Here is a 20,317-nt window from a genome sequence, read left to right on the forward strand (position 1 = left end):
AATCCGGGGCAACAGGATTTTTCAAGTTTTAGAGGACTTAAACCATGAGCAACGTCGACTACGCCGAAATCGCCAAATTCGAGGCCCTGGCCCATCGCTGGTGGGACCGCGAAAGCGAATTCAAACCGCTGCACGACATCAACCCGCTGCGGGTCAACTGGATTGACGAGCGGGTTAACCTGGCCGGCAAGAAAGTCGTCGACGTCGGTTGCGGCGGCGGCATCCTCAGCGAAGCCATGGCCCAACGCGGTGCGACCGTGATGGGTATCGACATGGGCGAAGCGCCGTTGGCGGTTGCCCAGTTGCATCAACTGGAGTCGGGCGTGAGCGTCGAATACCGGCAGATCACCGCCGAAGCCCTGGCCGAGGAAATGCCCGAGCAGTTCGACGTGGTCACCTGCCTGGAAATGCTTGAGCACGTGCCGGACCCGTCGTCGGTCATCCGTGCCTGCTTCCGCATGGTCAAACCCGGCGGCCAGGTGTTCTTCTCGACCATCAACCGCAACCCGAAGGCGTACCTGTTCGCCATCGTCGGCGCCGAATACATCATGAAGCTGCTGCCGCGCGGCACCCACGACTTCAAGAAATTCATCCGCCCCTCCGAACTTGGCGCCTGGAGCCGCATGGCCGGCCTGACCGTCAAGGACATCATCGGCCTGACCTACAACCCGCTGACCAAGCACTACAAACTGGCCTCCGACGTGGACGTCAACTACATGATCCAGACCCTGCGCGAGGAGTAAGCCGATGCCAATCAGAGCAGTTCTTTTCGACATGGACGGCACCCTGCTCGACACCGCGCCGGACTTTATTGCGATCTGTCAGGCGATGCGTGCCGACCGCGGCTTGCCACCGATGAACGACAAGCACATCCGCGACGAGATTTCCGGCGGCGCCAGGGCAATGGTCGCGGTGACCTTCGCCATGGACCCGGAGTCGCCGGGTTTCGAGGAGCTGCGCCTGGAGTTTCTGGAACGCTACCTCGTGGGTTGTGCGGTGCACAGCAAGCTGTTCGACGGCATGGCTGAATTGCTGGCCGACATCGAAAAAGCCAACCTGATCTGGGGCGTGGTCACCAACAAGCCGCTGCGCTTCGCCGAGCCGATCATGCAACAGTTGGGGCTGGCTGAACGTTCGGCGCTGCTGATCTGCCCGGATCATGTGAAGAACAGCAAACCGGACCCGGAACCGCTGATACTCGCCTGCAAGATGCTCGACCTGGACCCGGCCAGCGTACTGTTCGTCGGCGATGACTTGCGCGACATCGAGTCGGGCCGCGATGCCGGCACCAAGACTGCTGCGGTGACCTTTGGCTATATCCACCCGGATGATAATCCGCGGCATTGGGGTGCGGATGTGGTGGTCGATCATCCGCTGGAGTTGCGCAAGGTTTTGGATAGCGCCCTCTGTAGCTGCTGAGTCTGTCGTTGACCTCTGTAGGAGCGAGCTTGCTCGCGAAACAAATGAGAACGCCGCGGGCTGTCAGGCTTTTCGCGTAAGCGTTAACGAACATCACGAGCAAGCTCGCTCCTACAGTGATCGTGCAACGGTCGCCCGAACTCTGATTTGTTGAGGTTTTTTATGTTTGATTATTCCGCCCGCCCCGAGCTGCTCAAGGATCGGGTCATTCTGGTCACCGGCGCAGGACGCGGCATCGGCGCCGCAGCGGCAAAAACCTACGCGGCCCACGGCGCAACCGTGCTGTTGCTGGGCAAGACCGAAGCCAACCTGACCCAGGTCTACGACGAAATCGAAGCCGCCGGCCATCCACAACCGGCGGTGATCCCGTTCAACCTCGAAACCGCCCTGCCCCATCAATACGATGAGCTGGCGGCCATGATCGAAAGCGAATTCGGGCATCTCGACGGCCTGCTGCACAATGCTTCGATCATCGGCCCGCGCACGCCGATCGAGCAGCTTTCCGGCGAAAACTTCATGCGGGTCATGCAAGTCAACGTCAATGCCATGTTCATGCTCACCAGCACACTGCTGCCGCTGCTCAAGCTGTCGCAGGACGCCTCGGTGGTGTTCACTTCCAGCAGCGTCGGCCGCAAGGGACGTGCGTACTGGGGCGCTTACGGTGTCTCCAAGTTCGCCACTGAAGGCCTGATGCAAACCCTGGCTGACGAAGTCGATACCGTGGCCCCGGTACGCTCCAACAGCATCAACCCGGGTGCTACCCGCACCAGCATGCGCGCCCAGGCTTACCCGGGTGAAAATCCGCTGAACAACCCGACGCCCGAGGAGATCATGCCGGTCTACCTCTACCTGATGGGCCCGGACAGCACCGGTATCAATGGCCAGGCGTTCAACGCCCAGTAACGACCGCACGTCGCTTTTTAGTGCCGCGTCAGCTTCCTGTCGCGGCGCTCGAACTCGAGCCAGGCACCTGTCAAACAAACGTCGGACGCAGCGCTACACAGGCAACAGACAAGCCACAACCAATTGATTTAATACAGATTTTATTCAGATGAACCGAATGGCACGACTTTCGCTCTAAGTTTGCTCAGACACGCAACGTGAAAGCAGACGGGGGTGAAGCTTGAGTGCAGAGATTACTCATCTTCTACAAAGCGGATTAAACTTGTACGAAATGTCCTACGGGACTGACGGACCAGTACGACGCGCAGCCCTAAGCCGCTCTCACCCTGCTTGTAAGACAGCCTTACTGCTTAGGGGCGCACGCCTTATGAAACCACCTTCCCAGACCAACGCAATTGACTTCGATAGCGCCAAATTGCAGCGCCTGGGCTTTGGTCAGCAGCCGCCTCTTCTGGAAAGGCCTGTCAGTCTTGCGCAATTGCGCCAGCAACTGAGCCTGCAGTTGCAAACCAGTCTGGAGCCGCAACGCATTCTTGGGACTTTCTATCGCGAAATTCAGCGATTGGTGCCGTTGGACGCCTTGTGCTACCTGCACAAGAGCAGTGACCTGCGCCTGGAGTTCGGCCAACGCGGCCATCATTCCATCAGTTACAGCCTCAGCCACGAAGGCGAACACCTGGGTGAGCTGACTTTCCGTCGCAATCAGCGTTTCAGCGAACAGGAACAGGGCAATCTCGAATCACTGCTGGCTGCGCTGCTTTTCCCGATGCGCAATGCGCTGCTTTACCGTACCGCCACCCAAAGCGCACTGCGCGACCCGCTGACGGGCACCGGCAACCGCATCGCCATGGACCAGACGCTGCAAAGGGAAATCGAACTGTCCAGGCGCCATCTGCAACCGTTGTCGGTGCTGATGCTGGACATCGATCATTTCAAGCAAGTCAATGATACCCATGGCCACAGTACTGGCGATGACGTGCTCAAGGCGGTCGCTGCCACGATCAAAAACCAGCTGCGCAACGTGGACATGGTGTTCCGCTATGGCGGTGAAGAGTTCCTGATCCTGCTGTCGAACACCTGCCGCGAGGCCGCGTCGTTGGTCGGTGAGCGGCTGCGGTTTGCAGCGCAGTCTGAAGAGTACCTGGCCGATGGCCACAGGATCCTGCTGACGGTCAGCCTCGGCTGTTCGACCCTGTTGCCCGGCGAGTCTGCCGAAAGCCTGTTGCGACGGGCAGACAGCGCGCTGTATGTGGCCAAGCGCGAAGGTCGTAACCGGCTGGAGATGGCGGGCTGATTTTTCAGCCACAACACAAACCAATGTGGGAGCGAGCCTGCTCGCGAATGGGATCTGACCTTCAACGATGATGTTGACTGACAGTCCGTATTCGCGAGCAGGCTCGCTCCCACAGTTGTTTTTCAAGCAGCGATTGAATCAGCCTTCGGCCAGTGCCATCCGCTCACGCACGACTGGCACCCGCTCTGCGTGCTCCAATTGCATGCAACGTTCGAGAAACAGGTGCATGTAGTCGTAACTCTTGCAAACGGCCTGGCGCAGCTCCACCTGCAGGGATTTGCTCGGGTTGGTGCCCGCCAATGTGCAGATGATTTCCAGGGCTTCCCATGGATGGGCATCGTCGTACTGGGCATGCATCTTCAGCCACTTCATCGCCCGCTTGCGATCTTCCTCGGGGAACGAGGCGGCGTAGATACCGTTGGCACACACTACCGCCGACCATTCCCCGGTCGCCCCTTCGATGGCGTAGTTGGTGGCGGCAATCCCGACGATCAGCGAGTCGGCTGAACTGGTGTGCCAGCACCAATGGCTCAGGGCGTGAAGCTCAGGGGGAACCTGCTGGGCCTGTAGCTCTTCCAGGCTGACACCGTGCGCGCGACTCCAGTGCACCCAGTAGTCGGCGTGGTTCAGTTCGACGCGGATGTTGCGCATCAGCCAGCGACGGGCCATGTCTTCGCCGGGATGACGGGCAAAGCGGGTCTTGGTCAGGTTTTGTGCCATATACAACGCGAACTGTTCGACCACCGGCCAGCCACCGATCAGGTACTGGCGCATGGTCTTCGCACTGAGCTTGTTGTCTCGCATGCGTTGGTACAGTTCGTGTTCGACAACCCGGCGCTTGCTCTCGCTGCAATCCTGGATCAGGCGCTGGGCCCAGGCAGGATAACTTGCAGCTTCCATGAGCGGTCCGGTTCGGTTGAATGTGTCGATCACTGTCGAGCTCCTTTTGATTGTGATTGTGAGATCGGCAGGAGTTTCAACGGAACGTGCCAGGCGCCTTGAACAACAGCGGCTGAGGCCTGGCAGGACGACTCAGCAAGCTATCGCAGGTAAACAGCTGCGGGCGTTCAATCACATACCCTTGAGCGTAATCCACCCCGATCTCCAGCAATGCCTGCTCGATCTGGGGTGTTTCGACAAACTCGGCAATCGTGCGTTTACCCATCACATGGCCAATATGATTGATCACTTCGACCATGGCGCGGTTAATCGGGTCGTCCAGCATATCCTTTACGAAACTCCCGTCGATCTTCAGGAAGTCTACAGGCAAATGTTTCAGGTATGCGAATGAGGACATTCCGGCACAAAAATCATCCAGTGAAAAATGGCACCCTAAGCCTTTGAGTTCATTAATGAATCGGATGGCGCTGCCAAGATTTGAAATAGCGCTGGTTTCAGTAATTTCAAAACAAATCATTTCAGGCGGAATTGAATACGTCACAAACTGTTGGCGCAAGAAGCCCAGGAACGCCTCATCCCCGATCGTCGTGCCTGACAGATTGATCGCACACATGGCCAGCGGCCCGGGGCCTTGCTCGGCCCGGCATTGAGCAATGATCTTGAACACGTTCTGCACCACCCAACGATCCAGCGAGCTCATCAGGCCATAACGCTCGGCAGCCGGAATGAAGCTGTCAGGCAAGATCATCCGCCCGGCTTCATCATGCAATCGCAGCAGAATTTCAATGTGCCCGCAGCCCTGATTGACATGACCCAAGGGGGCAATTTCCTGGGCGTACAGGCAGAAACGGTCCTCCTCCAGCGCCATGTGCAAACGCTGCACCCAGGCCATTTCGCCGAAGCGCAGGGACAATTCCGAGTCATCCGGATGATAGACCTGGACCCGGTTCCGGCCCTTTTCCTTGGCCATGTAACACGCCATGTCAGCAGCACGTAGCGAGGTTTCGAGCGTCGTCGGATTCTGTGCGACATGGACCAGCCCGATACTGACAGTGGTCACGAAAGGCCGGCCCTTCCAGACAAAATGCAGATTCTGCACAGTCTGGCGCAGGCTCTCGGCAATTTTCTCCGCCGCTTCCGGTGCGCAGTTTTCCAGCAGGATGCCGAACTCGTCGCCGCCCAGGCGCGCCAGGGTATCGCCTTCGCGCAGCCCGGATTGCAACAAGGCACAGATATGCCGCAACAGTTCGTCGCCCGCCGCATGGCCGCAGGTATCGTTGACCAGTTTGAACTGATCCAGATCGAGGAACATCAGGGCATGGCGACCCGCGTAGCGGGTCAGGTTGTGCAGCGCCTGTTCCAGGCGATATTCGAATTCTCGGCGGTTGGCAAGCCCGGTCAAGGCGTCGTGGGTCGCCTGCCACGACAGATTGGCGATGTATTGCCGCTCCTGGGTCATGTCATGCAGCACCAGCACCGTCCCGCTGACTTTGCCAGCATTGCGGATCGGCGCGCCCACCAGCGTGACCGACACCGTGCTGCCGTCCAGGCGTTGAATCAGCTTGGAGTGTTCACTGCCGCCACTGAGCTGGCCGCTCAGAATATGCTCGATCAGGGTGAACCCATCGGTCTGGGCATTTTCGTCCAGCAGGTTGAACAGCGCCGCCAGCGGCAAACCTGTCGCCTGCTCGGCCTTCCAGTGGGTCAACGCCTCGGCCGCCGGATTCATGTAGGCAATCGCACCTGATACATCCGTGGTGATCACGCCGTCGCCAATCGATTGCAGGGTGATCTGCGCCCGTTCTTTCTCCAGCTGCAGCGCATCAGCGAAGGCATGGCGCTGCTTGAGCAGTTTATGGGTGCGCATCAAGGCCAATGCAATCAAGCCCAGGGCGGTGGCGAGGTTGGTCACCAGCAACAGTCGCAGGATCATCCGCGAGCCTTCGCCCAAGGCATCGCTGAAGGCCTTCGCCGCCGGTGTCACACTTTCGTTGATGACGAATATCTGATCCTTCCAGTGCTTGATATCGGCATCGGTGGCCTGCCTGGTGGTGATGCGCTGATGCATCTCCCGCGCAATGGCATCGAGTTGCACCAGATAGGCGTCGCCCACCCTCCAAAGGTCGATGGCTTTCTCGTGGTAACTGAAGTGCCGGAAATTCAGGTACAGCCAGATCACACTGGTGATGTCATCCGGATGGTTGCCCCCCTTGAGAATCGCCACACGTGCCGCCTCGATATTCGGCGGTTGATGATCCAGCGCCACACGCAACTCATGCCCGCCCTGAGGCACGGAAATGGCGTTCTGGTATTTACGAAAAATCACTTCGTCGCCGCTGTCGGCGTAGAGGTTGAGGTAATAGATGGCGTCTTTCTGGCCCTTGGACCACAGGCTTTCGCCGGCAACATAGCCGCGAACCGCCGACAGCACGTAAAGGCTAACGCCGCCCAACAAGGCTTGAAACACCACAACGGCGATAAATGGCCAGACGATGCCCAACAACCGTGGCGTTCCGAGAGTCCGCGTTTGATTCATGTGGTCCCTTGCATTAGCACTGCCTGCTCGTCTTCCGGACGAAATCGCTTTAGCTAGACTAGGGGGCGATATCGCTTCCGGCAAGCCAGACACGGTACAACATGCACTACATATGTACCGCATCCGCAGCGAACAAAACTTTGAGACTGGCGGCTCTCATCCATTCAAGAGCCGCTTTCTCATGCAAACTGCAACTGCTGCGCCCACCCTGGTTCAACGGCATGCCGGCCAACAGGCCGAGTACGCGGCAATACTGACCGCGTTACGAGCCGTAAAGGCGAAAGCCTCGGAACTGCGTGGATACTACCTGTCACCCCATGCAGATTCGCCCCTGGCCTTTGAGTACGAGCGAGCGAAAACGCTTCTACTCGCATTGTTCGAAGCGGCCGGCGACAGGGCTTTGTCTGACCATCTTCGACCACTCAAAGAACTGCTGACAGAAGTTGACGGCATCGCCGATCAGTGTGTTTTCTCGACGCTGCGCCGCGATGGCTCCCTCGCAACGCACGTAGTTGGGGATGTAACAAATGCCGCCAGCCAGATTCGAGCCTTTCAACGAGCACTTGTGAACATAGGTGGACACATACGCACCGACAGTGTGTTGCCCCTATCGCAGTTCCTGAAATATTACGGCCTCGCATTGCCAGCTGAACAAAACACGGACTCCCTGACCCGACTGATTGAAGAGGTAGAGGAAAAACGTGCTATTCACCGATTGAACCTGGAACAGGGACTGCAAATCAGTGAACTGATTGAACCGCACGATCACACTGCGATTCACAACGTCATCAGCGAAATTCTCACAGATGAAGCCGGCTCCGTCATCGACGCCCTGGCCAGTGAGATCACGCCCCCCATGACACCACAGCAACTGGCCACCCAGCCCACCGCCTGCCTTGAGCGCTTGCTCGACACTCCTAAGGCACGCGACCTGGCCCAACGCCTGCTGGGGACGCTCAACTGGTACGGCAGCAAATCCGACGAAGAAACGGTGCCGGACATCGGCGCAAAGCTGCTGCTGGAAGCGTTGCGACTGTGGTACGAACTGCCGCACACCGATCCGTCCCGGAGCATTGCCGGCTATCAATGGCAACAACGCGCCAACCACGGCAAAAGCTACGCGGATATCCTCAAGAACTTCCGGCAACACCTGGAAGACTCACTTCGCACGACAACACCGACCGAAACAGCGCTGCTGGGAAGGCTCTGTCAAGCCAGGTTTCCAGTTGAATTCCAGGTGCGCGACATTCCCCACGACTTGCCCTATGCCACTTCTATCGTCTGGGTCAATTTCGTTCACGGCGCCCATCTCGCTCAAGCACTGGACCCGACCCTGCTGCAACGACTGACCTTCCAGCAAATCACCGATCTGCCGTTGAAGAAAAGCCAGAACGCCAGCGACGCCCTGCTCCAGTTGATCGCCCTGACGCGTATTCCAGCGGCGTTGACCTGGGCGCAGGCGACCGGTGCAGTGGAAGCGAGCGCGCAAACTGGCGATGTTCAGGAAAGCAGACTGAAAGCCTTGCAAGCGCTGGAGGACCACAAGGCGCAGTTGAACGAGGCGATTGTCCAACTCGATATCGCGCCCCCAAATCGGTTGAAGCTGGCGGAACAACAATTAGAGTTGGCATTGGCCACCGAATTTACGATAGCCCCCATGAGCATCCGCGTGATGCGCGACCTGTACCGGTCGGGCGGGCGCGTTGAGCGCAGCATCATGGATACCCCGGACGTACCGCAGAAAACCTGGTCGCTGCTGGAAGTTTACGCGTCGGGCGGCTTGAGCCCCGATCGCAAGTGGTTCATCAGTAGCAACGGCACGACCGCGAGGCATTGGATAAGACTATCCTCTGACCGCAAGTTTGAATCGGGTTCGGTAGATCCCGATGTTCACCCTAGACTTTTTTTCCCAGGCATCCGCACCCTGCCTGATATTGACGCACTGTTCGACGAGCAATTCAAAAGCTATCTGGCCAAATCGAAAACAGCCTACGAAGGCCTGATCAAAAGCGTGCTGGTCACACTGCCGTGGAGCGATCGCAAGGCGCTGGAGCACGGTGAAGTCAGGGTGCTCAGCCTTCGGGATCAAACCGGGCGTAAGGCCGACGAAGAAACCGCAGCACACACGCTGCCGCTCAGGGCGCGCATGGGGTTTGTGCTGCAAGCCACTTACGGGAACGCCGTGCGCTTCTATGAGTGCCTGCCCCGTGCTGGCGTCATACGACCGCGCCCCGATGTGACAACCGCGCATGTCGGGGGTGTCCGTGGCAAGTTTTTGTTCCGCAACCGCCTTGTCGAGGAGGACTATGACTACTACATCGCCATACTCGCACGCCCCCTGCCATTCGACCGGGATGCCCATACAACCGGCACACCTGCGAAATCAGGAGCCAGCTGTAACGCGATCCTTGACCCACTCGGCGACGCCCTCCCCCCTACTCCAACGCCGTCGGCACATCACGACATTTCTCCCAATCTCACACTGACCTCTGCCCGTACGCGGCAAATTGCCTCCTTCATCGCAACCCACCTGTTTTATGTTGATGAACAGAATCTCCGTCGCGAAGCCTTGGGCGTCACGCAGTTCGAACGCGACCGCGACGAAAAGCACTGGCTTCACAACCTCAAGGAATTCGTACCATTCTGGGGTAGCATCGAAGACCTTCAATCGGACAAATTCGGTGATCGCGTTCTCGGCGCAATCGGCTTAGTGCTCGATATCGTGTCATTTGCGGTTCCATTGGGAAAGTTCGCCGCAGGAAGCATCAGGCTGGCCGTGCGAGCCGGCGGATTGGGGATTCGCTCGACGCTGCCGCGAATGGTGCAGTTGAGCGGAAAACTGCTGACTTCGAGCTTGAAAAACCTCAACCCCCTGGACGGCTCAGTGGATCTGCTGCGGCTCACTGGCAGGAGCATAAAAGGCGCAGGACGTGCAGTCGTCTATCTCGAAAAACGGGCAATGTTCCAATTGAAAAAACTCGCTGGCAAGGCCGATAGCTATGACTTTGTCAGCAGCCTGCCCCAGGCCACCGAACCGGGACGCTGGAAACCTCTGAAGAATGCCGACCGACTGGGCATTGTCAAAGGCATCGAGGATGTTCCGGTGCGAAAGATCGACGGCCACCATTACTTGCTTGACCCGCTGTCCACCCGCCCCTATGGCCCCCGGCTCACGCCGCAGCACCATGAACTGTCACTCGGTCGCTCAAGCTACGATACCGTGAAAAAAACCGACGACCTGGTCTTTGTCGAACTCCCGGAACAGGCGCACGCCCGCTACCAGTTCGACATCGATGGGCGCACGACAGTCTTCATCGACGACGTCCCCTACCGCCTGGATGGCGAAGAGTTGCGCCGCATCGAGATGATCGATGACAGCAGCGCATTGACATTAGTCCCCTGCCGGCCGCGCCGCGCGCCAAACAACGGCAGCGAATGCCTCAGCAGCTTTGTGACTGGGACGCCCGCCCCGACGCCGGAAGTCGGCTCATTCGACGAAACCAAAGGTTACGCGCCCTGGTTTGGCGACAGGGTGTCCGATGCGGTTAGCCGGCCAGGCCATGACGGTCAGTTTGTAACCCATGAGGGAAATCTTTATCAGATCATCGACAACATCCCGACACTTTACACAGGTGACATCACCGAACTTGGCTTTGCCAGGAAGTGGCTGGTGCCGCGCCGCGAGATGCCGGCCAGCCTGATGTTCCGCAAAGGCATTTATGGCCGTATCGAGGTCAAGGGGGTTTACGAGGGCGCCGAGGACCCGCACCGGATCGGAGTCATTCTGGTGCCATCCATCGATGAATCGAGTACTTATGTCTTCAGCCGAATCAACACCGACAAATATTACGTCGCGACAGTGCCCACGGGACAAAGCCTGAGTGAACCGCTGACTTTGAAACGCTTGTTCAAGGCTGACATGGCTGAAGGCACCCTGGGTGCGGAACTGCTAACGGTGTACACCGGGTCATTGAGCGCCAACAACATCGCACGCATCCACAGCAAAGAAGCCCTTGAACTCGCCATGAAAACCATGGACGAGATCGCCATTCCGATCGGAATGGCCCCTAACCCTGCGGGCAACATGAAATTCCTGAAGGTCGACACCAGCCCTGGAGAAGCGCTGATGTTCGATCATTCAACCCGAATGATCGTCACTCGACTGCCTGAAGGAGACACGACTTGGAGCAGGAGCAAGGACGCTCCGGAGGACTTTCGTCAAAGCACCGCCAGTATTTTCGATACGCTGTTCATGTCGCCGACGATCGACGCCAGTAACGCGAACAGCGCGCTAAGGATCAACCAGACCATGCAGAAGCTGCATCAGTTGACCCCCAAGCGCCAACGCCCCTTCAATCCGAGAAACATTGCCTACGCCGACGTCATGACCAGCAGTGGGCAACGGGAAATCTACGTCAGCGTTTCCGGTGCCCAGCAAGCAACCGGCCACTTGCCGCTGTTCAAACAGCATCTTGGAGCGGATTCGGTTCCGGTCGGTGGATCGACCTACTTCAATATCGACATGAATCAGAGCTTTCCCCATACCTCCCTCGATGTGACCGCTGAAGGCAAGTTGCTGGCCGTGCCGGCGACCATCAAGGATATCGCCACTTACAAGCCAGCGCAGTCGATTAAACCGACGTCACTGGACAGCGAAAGCAAGTTGATCCGCGTGATTCGGGAAAAATACCCCGACCCCAAGGCGATCAAATCCGTCAATATCGCCACGACGATGCCTCCTTGCGAGTCGTGCTCGATCGTGATGAAACAGTTCGGCTACGACGGTGGGGAAAACGCGCTCCAAGTGCTGTGGAAATAAATCTACAACTGCTGCAAATGCCCATACAGCTTGGCGTATAACCCACCCTCGGCGATCAGTTGCTGGTGGTCGCCATCCTCGGCAATTTGCCCGCCGTCGAACACCAGCACGCGGTCAGCCTGTTTTACCGCCGAAAGGCGGTGGGCAATGATCAACGTGGTGCGGTTGCTCAGAAACCGCGCCAGTGCCTGGTGCAGGTTGTATTCGGTGGCGGCGTCCAGCGCCGAGGTGGCTTCGTCGAGGATCACCACTTTGGGCTCGGCTAAAACCATCCGGGCAATGGCCAGGCGTTGACGTTGCCCGCCGGACAACCGTACCCCGGAGCGCCCGACGATGCTGTCCAGGCCATTGGGCAAATCCCGGACCGTGCCGTGCAACTGGGCGATTTCCAATGCCTGCCAGCAGGCCTCGTCACTGCGCTCGCGGCCCATGGTCAGGTTGGCCCGGATGGTGTCGTTGAACAGCGCCGGATGCTGCAGGACCACGGCAACATTTTCCCGCACGGTTTCCAGGCCGATCTCCTGCTGGGTCGAACCGCCGAAGCGAATGGTTCCGGCCAGCGGCGTATACAGGCCCAGCAGCAGTTGCACCAGCGTGCTCTTGCCGCCGCCACTGGCGCCGACGATCGCGACCTTTTCGCCGGGGGCGATGGACAGGTTCATCTGGTTCAAGACCAGCTCATCGCCGTAACCGAAGCTCAGCCCTTGTACTTCCAGCCCGACCGTCTCGCGACCGACGAAAGGGTCGACGCCGCCCGGGTATTCGGGCTCATCGGCTCGGGACAGCAGTTCGTTGATCCGCGACAGCGCACCGCCGGCAGCGTAGTAGGCATATTGCAGATTCAGCAGTTGCTCCACCGGACCGATCATGAACCACAGGTAACTGAACACCGCGAGCATCTGGCCGATTGAAAGGTCGGAAAACAGCACCGTGAGCATCGCCGCGGCCCGGAAAATATCGATGCCGAACTGGAACAGCAAACCGCTGGCCCGGTTCGACGCATCGGTTTTCCATTGCGAATTCACCGCATAGTCACGCACGTCCCGGGCCCGTTGCCCCAAGCGACCGAGGAAAAACCCCTGGCGATTGCCGGCGCGAACTTCCTGGATCGCATCCAGTGTTTCGGTCAGCGCTTGGGTAAAACGCGAAGTGCTGTCGTTCTCGAGTTTCTTCAGGTGCTTGACCCGCTTGCCCAACTGCACCGTGGCGTAGATCACCAGCGGGTTGAACAGCAGAATCAGCAATGCCAGCTTCCAGTGCATCCACATCAGAATGCCTGCCGTGCCAACCAGGGTCAGCATGGCCACGAGGAAACGGCTGAGGGTTTCGCCGACGAATTTGTCCAGCGTGTCCAGATCAGTCACAAGGTGCGTGGTCACCGTGCCGCTGCCCAGGCTTTCATATTCGCCCAGGGAAATACGCTTGAGACGTTCGATCAGGCGAATGCGAATGCGGTAGACGATGTCCTTGGCCAACCCGGCGAACAATTTCGCCTGCACCACGTTGAACAGCAACGCCATGCATCGCAGGGTCAAGGTCACCACCAGCATCAGGCCGATGTAGCCCGCGGCTTTCTGCCAGCCTTCGGGCAGCGCGTGGTTCATGATCTTCAGCGCAGCATCACCGTGCCCCAGCAACACCTCGTCCACCAGCAACGGCAGGAGCAAGGGAATCGGCACGCTGCACAAGGTCGCCAGCACGGCCACGCCGTTGGCGATCCACAGGGATTTCTTGTGATGCAGGGCCAGGCGGCGGATTTCCGCCCAGCTCAGACGGTCGACACGTTTAGCGGTAGCAACATCATCGGGCAGGTCATGCACAGGCAGCGCGCTCCAGCCAGCGGCCGAGCAGCGGGGACAACTCGCTCAACGGCTGATAGCCATTGGTCAACAACGCCAACTGCCCATTTCGCTCAGCCAGCAACGTAGGAAAACCGGCGATGCCCAGGTCCTGGACCCAAGTGAAATCGGCAGATGTCGCGGCGTGCGTACCGGCACGGTCGAACGCGGCGGCGAATTCAATTCGCGGTAGACCGGCCTGCTCTGCCAGCTCCACCAGGACACTGGCGCGCGTGACATCGCGACCTTCAGCGTAAAAGGCGTGCTGAATCAGCCCGAGCAGTTTCCACGCACAATCCGGCGCCAGGTTGCGTGCAGTCACCAGCGCCCGGCAGGCAGGTTCGGTGTCATAGACAAAACCGTCAGGCAACGCGCCTTCACGCTTGAACGGCTGGCCGGTAGCCTCGGTGACCGCCTGCCAGTGTTCAAGAATGTAGCGCCGGGTGGTCGGTTCCAGCGCCGCGCCACTGCCGGTGCGCAAACCACCCACCACCAGATGCACGTCCACACCGGCGGCCGCCGCTTGCTCTACCAATGCGTTTGCAACCGGAGCAAAGCCCCAGCACCAGGAACACATCGGGTCCATCACATAGAGCAGGCGCGCAGACATGGTTCAGGCCTCGGAGGATGCTTGCTTGTAGTTGAAGCCGATCGGGTGAGGCTGGTTACGAGCCTTGGCCAGTTCGATCTGCTTCTGCCGGTCGATCGCACTACGACGGGTCTTCTCGCTCAGCTTATCCCAGCAATGCGGGCAACTGATGCCGGCCACGTAATGCTCGGACGCGCGGTCTTCCACGCTCACCGGCGTGCGGCAGGCATGACATTGATCGTAGTCGCCTTCGCTCAGGTCGTGACGAACGGTCACGCGGTTGTCGAACACGAAGCAGTCGCCCTGCCACTTGGTTTCTTCCTGCGGCACCTCTTCGAGGTACTTCAGGATGCCGCCCTTGAGGTGAAAAACCTCACCGTAGCCCTCGCTGAGCATGTAGCTCGACGCCTTCTCGCAGCGGATGCCACCGGTGCAGAACATCGCGACCTTCTTGTGCACGGCCGGGTCGAAGTTGGCTTTGATGTAATCGGGAAATTCGCGAAAACTGGTGGTTTTCGGGTCGATGGCGCCTTCGAAGGTACCGATCGAGACTTCGTAATCGTTACGGGTGTCGATCAACAACACTTCCGGGTCGCTGATCAGCGCGTTCCAGTCCTGCGGATCGACATAGGTGCCGACCTTTTTGTTCGGGTCCACGCCTTCCACGCCGAGGGTGACGATTTCTTTCTTGAGTTTGACTTTGGTGCGATAGAACGGCTGATCGTCGCAGTACGACTCTTTATGGTCGATGTCGTCCATGCGCGGGTCGTTCTTGAGCCAGGCCATCAGCCCGTCGATGCCTTCGCGGCTGCCGGACACGGTGCCGTTGATGCCTTCTTCGGCAATCAGCAGGGTGCCTTTGATGCCGTTGTCGACCATCGCTTGCAGCAGGGGCTCGCGCAGGGCGACGTAATCTTCCAGGGTGACGAACTTATACAGTGCCGCCACGACAATCTGTTGTGTCATGGGTAAATCTCCAGGTGGCTACCCTCGTAAGGGGTGAACCGGATGCGAAAAAAAACGCGCCGGGTTAGCGGCGCGTTGGGCATTCTAACAAAAAACCGGGGTTTAGTGCTTGCTGCCGCCGGCACAGGTCGGCGAGGCCGGAGCCGCGTCGATCTGTGCCCATTCCTCTGGCGTGTACGTATGCAGCGCCAACGCATGGAACTCGCCCATCAGCTCGCCGAGCGTACCGTAGACCTTCTGGTGGCGCTTGACCCGGTTCAGGCCTTCGAACTGCGTACTGACCACCACAGCCTTGAAATGGGTTTGCAGCCCCCGGCTGTGCATGTGGCTCTCATCCAGCACTTGCAGATGCTCGGGCTGAAGCAGGCCCAGCGTCGATTCGATGCGTTGTTGCATGGTCATACCGAACTCCGCTTAAGGCTTTTTCTTGACTGGAGCGGCCGCGTCTTTCGGCGTCAGCTCGGCGGTCATGTCAGCCAACAGCTTGTTGACCACCGGCACTGCGCTTTCCAGCTTGGCCTGGGTCATCTGGGCCGATTGCTGGGTCAGCTGAGGCATTTTTTCCAGGACTTTCTTGCCCAGTGGCGACTGGTAGAACGCAACCAGGTCCTTGAGCTCGGATTCGGTGAAGTTGGTGGTGTAGAGCTTGACCATGTCCGGCTTCAGCTTGTTCCAGCCAATGGCCTGGTCCAGAGCGGCGTTGGCCTTGGCCTGGTAGGTTTCCAGCACGGCCTTTTTCGACTCAGGGGCTTTGGTCTGTTCGAAACGCTGGGCAAACATCTGCTGTACTTGCATGTACACCGGGGTGCCCAGTTTGTCAGCGTGCGCCATGGTCAGGAAAGCCTCGGCACTGGCGTTATGGCTGGCGGTGTCGGCAAGAACCTGGCCGCTGGCGCAGACCAAAGCAACGGCGGTACAGATGGCACGAAGACGAGTCATCGAGTTTCCTTTTCTAGCTGGCGAGGTAAGACCCCAAGGGCGTCCATTCTGCGCCTAAAAAAGTGTGTCGCTCAACCCCAAGCCTTGTCGCACCTGATTTAGAGGGGTTGAATGGTCAAATTCAGACTGATGGAACCACGGCCGTCGATCACGGCCTAAACTGCGAAATCGGACCTACAGGAGTGAGCAAGATGAGCCGTATCGAAACCGACAGCCTCGGCCAGGTTGAAGTCCCGGATGAAGCCTATTGGGGCGCTCAGACGCAACGCTCGCTGATCAACTTCGCCATCGGCAACGAACGCATGCCGCTGGCTGTGTTGCATGCCCTGGCGCTGATCAAGAAAGCCGCGGCGCGGGTCAATGATCGCAACGGCGACGTGCCCGCCGATATCGCCCGTCTGATCGAGCAGGCAGCCGACGAAGTGCTCGCCGGCGACCACGACGACCAGTTTCCGCTGGTGGTCTGGCAAACCGGCAGCGGCACCCAGAGCAACATGAACGTCAACGAAGTGATCGCCGGGCGCGCCAATGAGCTGGCCGGCAACCCCCGTGGCGGCAAGTCCCCGGTGCACCCCAACGATCACGTCAATCGCTCCCAGAGCTCCAACGATTGCTTCCCCACCGCCATGCACATCGCGGCCGTCCAGGCGGTGCAACAGCACTTGCTGCCGGCGATCAGCGAACTGTCCGGCGGGCTGGCCGAGCTGGCCGCCCGCCATATGAAGCTGGTCAAGACCGGCCGAACCCACATGATGGATGCGACACCGATCAGCTTCGGCCAGGAAATCTCGGCCTTCATCGCACAACTCGATTACGCCGAGCGGGCAATCCGCAGCGCACTGCCCGCGGTCTGCGAGCTGGCCCAGGGCGGAACGGCCGTCGGCACCGGACTGAATTCACCCCACGGCTTCGGTGAGGCCATCGCCGCAGAATTGGCCGCCCTCTCCGGATTGCCGTTCATCACCGCGCCGAACAAGTTCGCCGCGCTGGCCGGCCATGAGCCGCTGACCACGATGTCCGGCGCGCTGAAAACCCTCGCCGTGACGCTGATGAAAATCGCCAACGATCTGCGCCTGCTGGGTTCCGGCCCGCGCGCCGGCTTTGCCGAAGTCAGGCTGCCGGCCAATGAACCTGGGAGTTCGATCATGCCGGGCAAGGTCAACCCGACCCAGTGCGAAGCGCTGTCTATGCTGGCCTGCCAGGTATTGGGCAACGACGTCGCCATCGGCTTTGCCGCCAGTCAGGGCCACTTGCAGCTGAACGTGTTCAAACCGGTGATCATCCATAACCTGCTGCAATCGATCCGTTTGCTGGGGGATGGCTGCAGCAACTTCCAGCAGCACTGCGTGGCCGGTCTGGAGCCGGATGTGGAAAAAATGGCTGAACACCTGGAGCGTGGCCTGATGCTGGTGACGGCGCTCAACCCGCACATCGGCTATGACAAATCGGCGGAGATCGCCAAGAAGGCCTACAGCGAAGGACTGACCTTGCGCGAGGCGGCGTTGCAGCTCGGGTATCTGACGGACGAAGAGTTCGATGCGTGGGTGAGGCCGGAAAATATGCTGGAGGCTGGGGCCAAGGGCTGAATCTTTAGCGCCTGATAGTCCGTCTTCGCGGGCAAGCCACGCTCCCACAGGTTTTGCGTCGTCCACAAAGTTGATGAACGACTCGAAACCTGTGGGAGCGTGGCTTGCCCGCGATGAACGATGACGCGGTCTAACTGGCTGCCATTCGCACCTTCCGCGCCTTCAATCCGGCAATCAACGATGGCCCCAACGCCACCAGCGCCGACCCCAGCACCACCAGCACCGCGCCGCCATATCCCAGACCATTGATCGTCTCGACATGCACATAGTCGGGCCACAGCCACGCAGCCATGGCAACCGCGGCAAAGGTCACCAACGGCGTAATGGCCAGCGTTGCACTGACCCGGGAAGCTTCCCAATGGGCCAGGGCCTCGGCAAACGCGCCATAGGCAATCAGGGTATTCAGACAGCACGCCAGCAGCAGCCAACCTTGCAACGGGTTCAATTGCAGCGCTTCGAGCGGATGCACCCACGGCGTCAACAGCGCCGCGCAAAACAGGTAGATCACCATCATCACCTGCAGCGAATTCCACACCGTCAGCAATTGCTTCTGCCCCAGGGCATAGAAGGTCCAGACCGTGGACGCCAACAGCACCAGCAGCACGCCGGCGGTGTAGTCGGTCAGCGACGTGAGCAACTCACTCAAGCGCTGGTTGAAAAACAGCGCAAAGCCGATCAGCAGCACCAGCAGGCCAATCACCTGCCCCAGGCTGAAACGTTCCTTGAACACAAACAGACTGGCGATCAGCAGCATGATCGGGCCCATCTGCACCACCAGTTGCGCGGTGCCGGGGCTGAGCAGGTTCAGGCCCATCAGATACAACACATAGTTACCGACCAGGCCGAGCACCGCCATCAGCACCAGCCAGCCACCACGAGGTCCGAGCACTTTGCGGCTGGGCAGGCGCCTGGTGGCTGCCAGGTAAATGAACAGGCAGCCGCCGGATACCAGCAGGCGAAACCAGGTCACCGTCACCGGGTCCATCACCAGCAACACCTGCTTGAGTTTGATCGGCAGGATTCCCCACAACAGCGCGGTCAACAAGGCCAGGAACAGACCGTAACCCCAGCGACCCGATGAAATGTGCATGTGAACCCCAACGCCAACTGACAGGAGTCGTCATTCTAGGCTCGCAGCGGTGGCGTACACAGGCACAGTTTCGGTCTGGCCGCGAATGAAACTGTGCAGGTCGTAATCTTCAGGTGATGTTTTTTGACCGTGGTGCCCCCATCGCGAGCAGGCTGTCTAACTGACAACGAGAAATATGGAGGCTTAACGCACCGTTTCAAACAGCCCGGTTGCCCCCATCCCGCCACCCACGCACATGGTGACGATGCCGTAACGCAGATTGCGTCGCTGCAATTCACGAACCAGATGCCCGACCTGGCGCGAGCCGGTCATGCCGAACGGGTGACCGACGGAAATCGAGCCGCCGTTGACGTTGTACCGGGCGTTGTCGATTTCCAGTCGGTTGCGGCTGTACAGGCACTGCGAGGCGAACGCTTCGTTGAGTTCCCACAGGTCGATATCGTCAATCCGCAAGCCTTTGGCCTTGAGCAGTTTCGGTACCGAAAACACCGGGCCGATACCCATCTCGTCCGGCGCGCAACCGGCCACGGTAAAGCCGCGGAAGAACGCTTTCGGCTTGAGCCCCAGTTCCAGCGCTTTCTCCAGGCTCATCACCAGGGTCATGGACGCGCCGTCGGACAGCTGCGAAGAGTTGCCCGCCGTGACCGAGCCATCTTCGGCGAACACCGGTTTCAATCCAGCCAGGCTTTCCAGGGTGGTGTCTGGGCGGTTGCAATCATCGCAGTCGACGATGCCGTCGAGGATCTGTGCCTGACCTGTGGTCTTGTCTTCGACGCGATACTTCACCGCCATCGGTACTATTTCATCGGTGAACAGCCCGGCGGCCTGAGCCTCTGCGGTACGCTGCTGGCTTTGCAGCGCGTACAGGTCCTGCTCCTCACGGCTGACACCGTACCGACGCGCGACGATTTCAGCAGTCTGGCCCATCGGGAAGTAGATGCCCGGCACCTGTTCCTTGAGCAACGGATTGATCAGATTGTCGGTGTTGACGCTTTTCATGGTCAGACTGATGGACTCGACGCCACCGGCGACGATGATGTCGCTGCAACCCGAAGCGATCTGGTTCGCGGCAATGGCGATCGCCTGCAAGCCCGAGGAACAGAACCGGTTGAGAGTCATGCCGGCCGTGCCGATGCCCAGGCGCGACAGCACCGCGACATTGCGACCGATATTGAAACCCTGGGCGCCTTCGTTGGAGCCGGCGCCAACGATGCAGTCCTCGACGCTCGCCGGATCGATACCGGAGCGCGCCAACAGTGCATCGACACAGTGTGCCGCCATGTCGTCCGGGCGGGTCATGTTGAATTTACCGCGAAAGGATTTGGCCAGGCCGGTCCGCACGCTGTCGACGATCACCACTTCACGCATGGCATACCTCATTGTTGTTATCGGTTGAGAGTGGACCGAGCATAAGTCCAGCTCTTCACCGACCGCGACA

15 protein-coding genes are annotated in these 20,317 nt (G+C 59.3%); 6 read left to right on the forward strand and 9 right to left on the reverse strand.

From position 1 onward, the window contains the following. Positions 1–44: 44 nt before the first annotated feature. The 4 genes from ubiG to AC3ITY_RS24840 all read left to right on the forward strand — a co-directional run bounded on the left by ubiG (position 45) and on the right by AC3ITY_RS24840 (position 3,616). Positions 45–743, forward strand: a complete 699-nt coding sequence (ubiG, locus tag AC3ITY_RS24825) for a bifunctional 2-polyprenyl-6-hydroxyphenol methylase/3-demethylubiquinol 3-O-methyltransferase UbiG (protein ID WP_489305573.1) — start codon at positions 45–47, stop codon at positions 741–743. Between the two features lie 4 nt (positions 744–747). After that, positions 748–1,419, forward strand: a complete 672-nt coding sequence (mupP, locus tag AC3ITY_RS24830) for an N-acetylmuramic acid 6-phosphate phosphatase MupP (RefSeq protein ID WP_007999922.1) — start codon at positions 748–750, stop codon at positions 1,417–1,419. Positions 1,420–1,581: 162 nt separating this feature from the next. After that, positions 1,582–2,322, forward strand: a complete 741-nt coding sequence (locus AC3ITY_RS24835; RefSeq protein WP_007999919.1) for a YciK family oxidoreductase — start codon at positions 1,582–1,584, stop codon at positions 2,320–2,322. Between the two features lie 367 nt (positions 2,323–2,689). Further along, a complete protein-coding gene (locus tag AC3ITY_RS24840; protein ID WP_489305575.1) occupies positions 2,690–3,616 on the forward strand; it encodes a GGDEF domain-containing protein in 927 nt (308 codons plus the stop codon). Between the two features lie 138 nt (positions 3,617–3,754). Here AC3ITY_RS24840 and AC3ITY_RS24845 read toward each other — a convergent pair whose 3' ends face one another. Beyond that, entirely contained in the window at positions 3,755–4,516 is a 762-nt protein-coding gene (locus tag AC3ITY_RS24845) for an iron-containing redox enzyme family protein (RefSeq protein ID WP_489305576.1), read from the reverse strand. 76 nt (positions 4,517–4,592) lie between these two features. After that, positions 4,593–7,052, reverse strand: coding sequence for an EAL domain-containing protein (locus tag AC3ITY_RS24850; protein WP_489305578.1), 2,460 nt, complete (start codon positions 7,050–7,052; stop codon positions 4,593–4,595). A gap of 112 nt (positions 7,053–7,164) precedes the next feature. On the opposite strand from AC3ITY_RS24850, the gene AC3ITY_RS24855 reads away from it, so the two are divergent. After that, complete coding sequence (locus tag AC3ITY_RS24855) at positions 7,165–11,871, forward strand: hypothetical protein (protein ID WP_489305580.1); 4,707 nt, start codon at positions 7,165–7,167, stop codon at positions 11,869–11,871. Between the two features lie 2 nt (positions 11,872–11,873). On the opposite strand, the gene AC3ITY_RS24860 is transcribed toward AC3ITY_RS24855, so the two are convergent. The 5 genes from AC3ITY_RS24860 to AC3ITY_RS24880 form a co-directional block, all read right to left on the reverse strand. Further along, entirely contained in the window at positions 11,874–13,691 is a 1,818-nt protein-coding gene (locus AC3ITY_RS24860) for an ABC transporter ATP-binding protein (protein WP_489305582.1), read from the reverse strand. After that, positions 13,684–14,286, reverse strand: a complete 603-nt coding sequence (locus AC3ITY_RS24865; protein ID WP_489310990.1) for a DsbA family protein — start codon at positions 14,284–14,286, stop codon at positions 13,684–13,686. Before AC3ITY_RS24865 ends, AC3ITY_RS24860 begins: the two co-directional genes overlap by 8 nt. Positions 14,287–14,322: 36 nt before the next feature. Beyond that, positions 14,323–15,264, reverse strand: a complete 942-nt coding sequence (gene trhO / locus AC3ITY_RS24870; protein WP_046042587.1) for an oxygen-dependent tRNA uridine(34) hydroxylase TrhO — start codon at positions 15,262–15,264, stop codon at positions 14,323–14,325. 102 nt (positions 15,265–15,366) lie between these two features. Next, the gene (locus AC3ITY_RS24875; RefSeq protein WP_090457159.1) at positions 15,367–15,666 is read right to left on the reverse strand and encodes a BolA family protein; all 300 of its coding nucleotides are present in this window, start codon (positions 15,664–15,666) and stop codon (positions 15,367–15,369) included. 12 nt (positions 15,667–15,678) lie between these two features. Further along, complete coding sequence (locus AC3ITY_RS24880) at positions 15,679–16,203, reverse strand: DUF2059 domain-containing protein (protein ID WP_489305585.1); 525 nt, start codon at positions 16,201–16,203, stop codon at positions 15,679–15,681. A 191-nt stretch (positions 16,204–16,394) separates the two neighbouring features. Here AC3ITY_RS24880 and AC3ITY_RS24885 point away from each other — a divergent pair, with 191 nt between their 5' ends. Further along, positions 16,395–17,789 (forward strand): class II fumarate hydratase, encoded by a 1,395-nt coding sequence (locus AC3ITY_RS24885; protein ID WP_489305587.1) that lies wholly within the window; start codon positions 16,395–16,397, stop codon positions 17,787–17,789. Positions 17,790–17,919: 130 nt separating this feature from the next. Here the strand turns inward: AC3ITY_RS24885 and AC3ITY_RS24890 are convergent, their stop codons facing one another. Together AC3ITY_RS24890 and AC3ITY_RS24895 are read right to left on the reverse strand one after the other, a co-directional pair. Next, a complete protein-coding gene (locus tag AC3ITY_RS24890; RefSeq protein ID WP_489305589.1) occupies positions 17,920–18,879 on the reverse strand; it encodes a DMT family transporter in 960 nt (319 codons plus the stop codon). Positions 18,880–19,062: 183 nt separating this feature from the next. Continuing rightward, on the reverse strand, positions 19,063–20,247 hold the full coding sequence (locus AC3ITY_RS24895) for a thiolase family protein (RefSeq protein WP_489305591.1): 1,185 nt from the start codon (positions 20,245–20,247) through the stop codon (positions 19,063–19,065). Between the last annotated feature and the right edge of the window lie 70 nt (positions 20,248–20,317).

The organism is Pseudomonas sp. GL_091 (genome assembly GCF_057837725.1).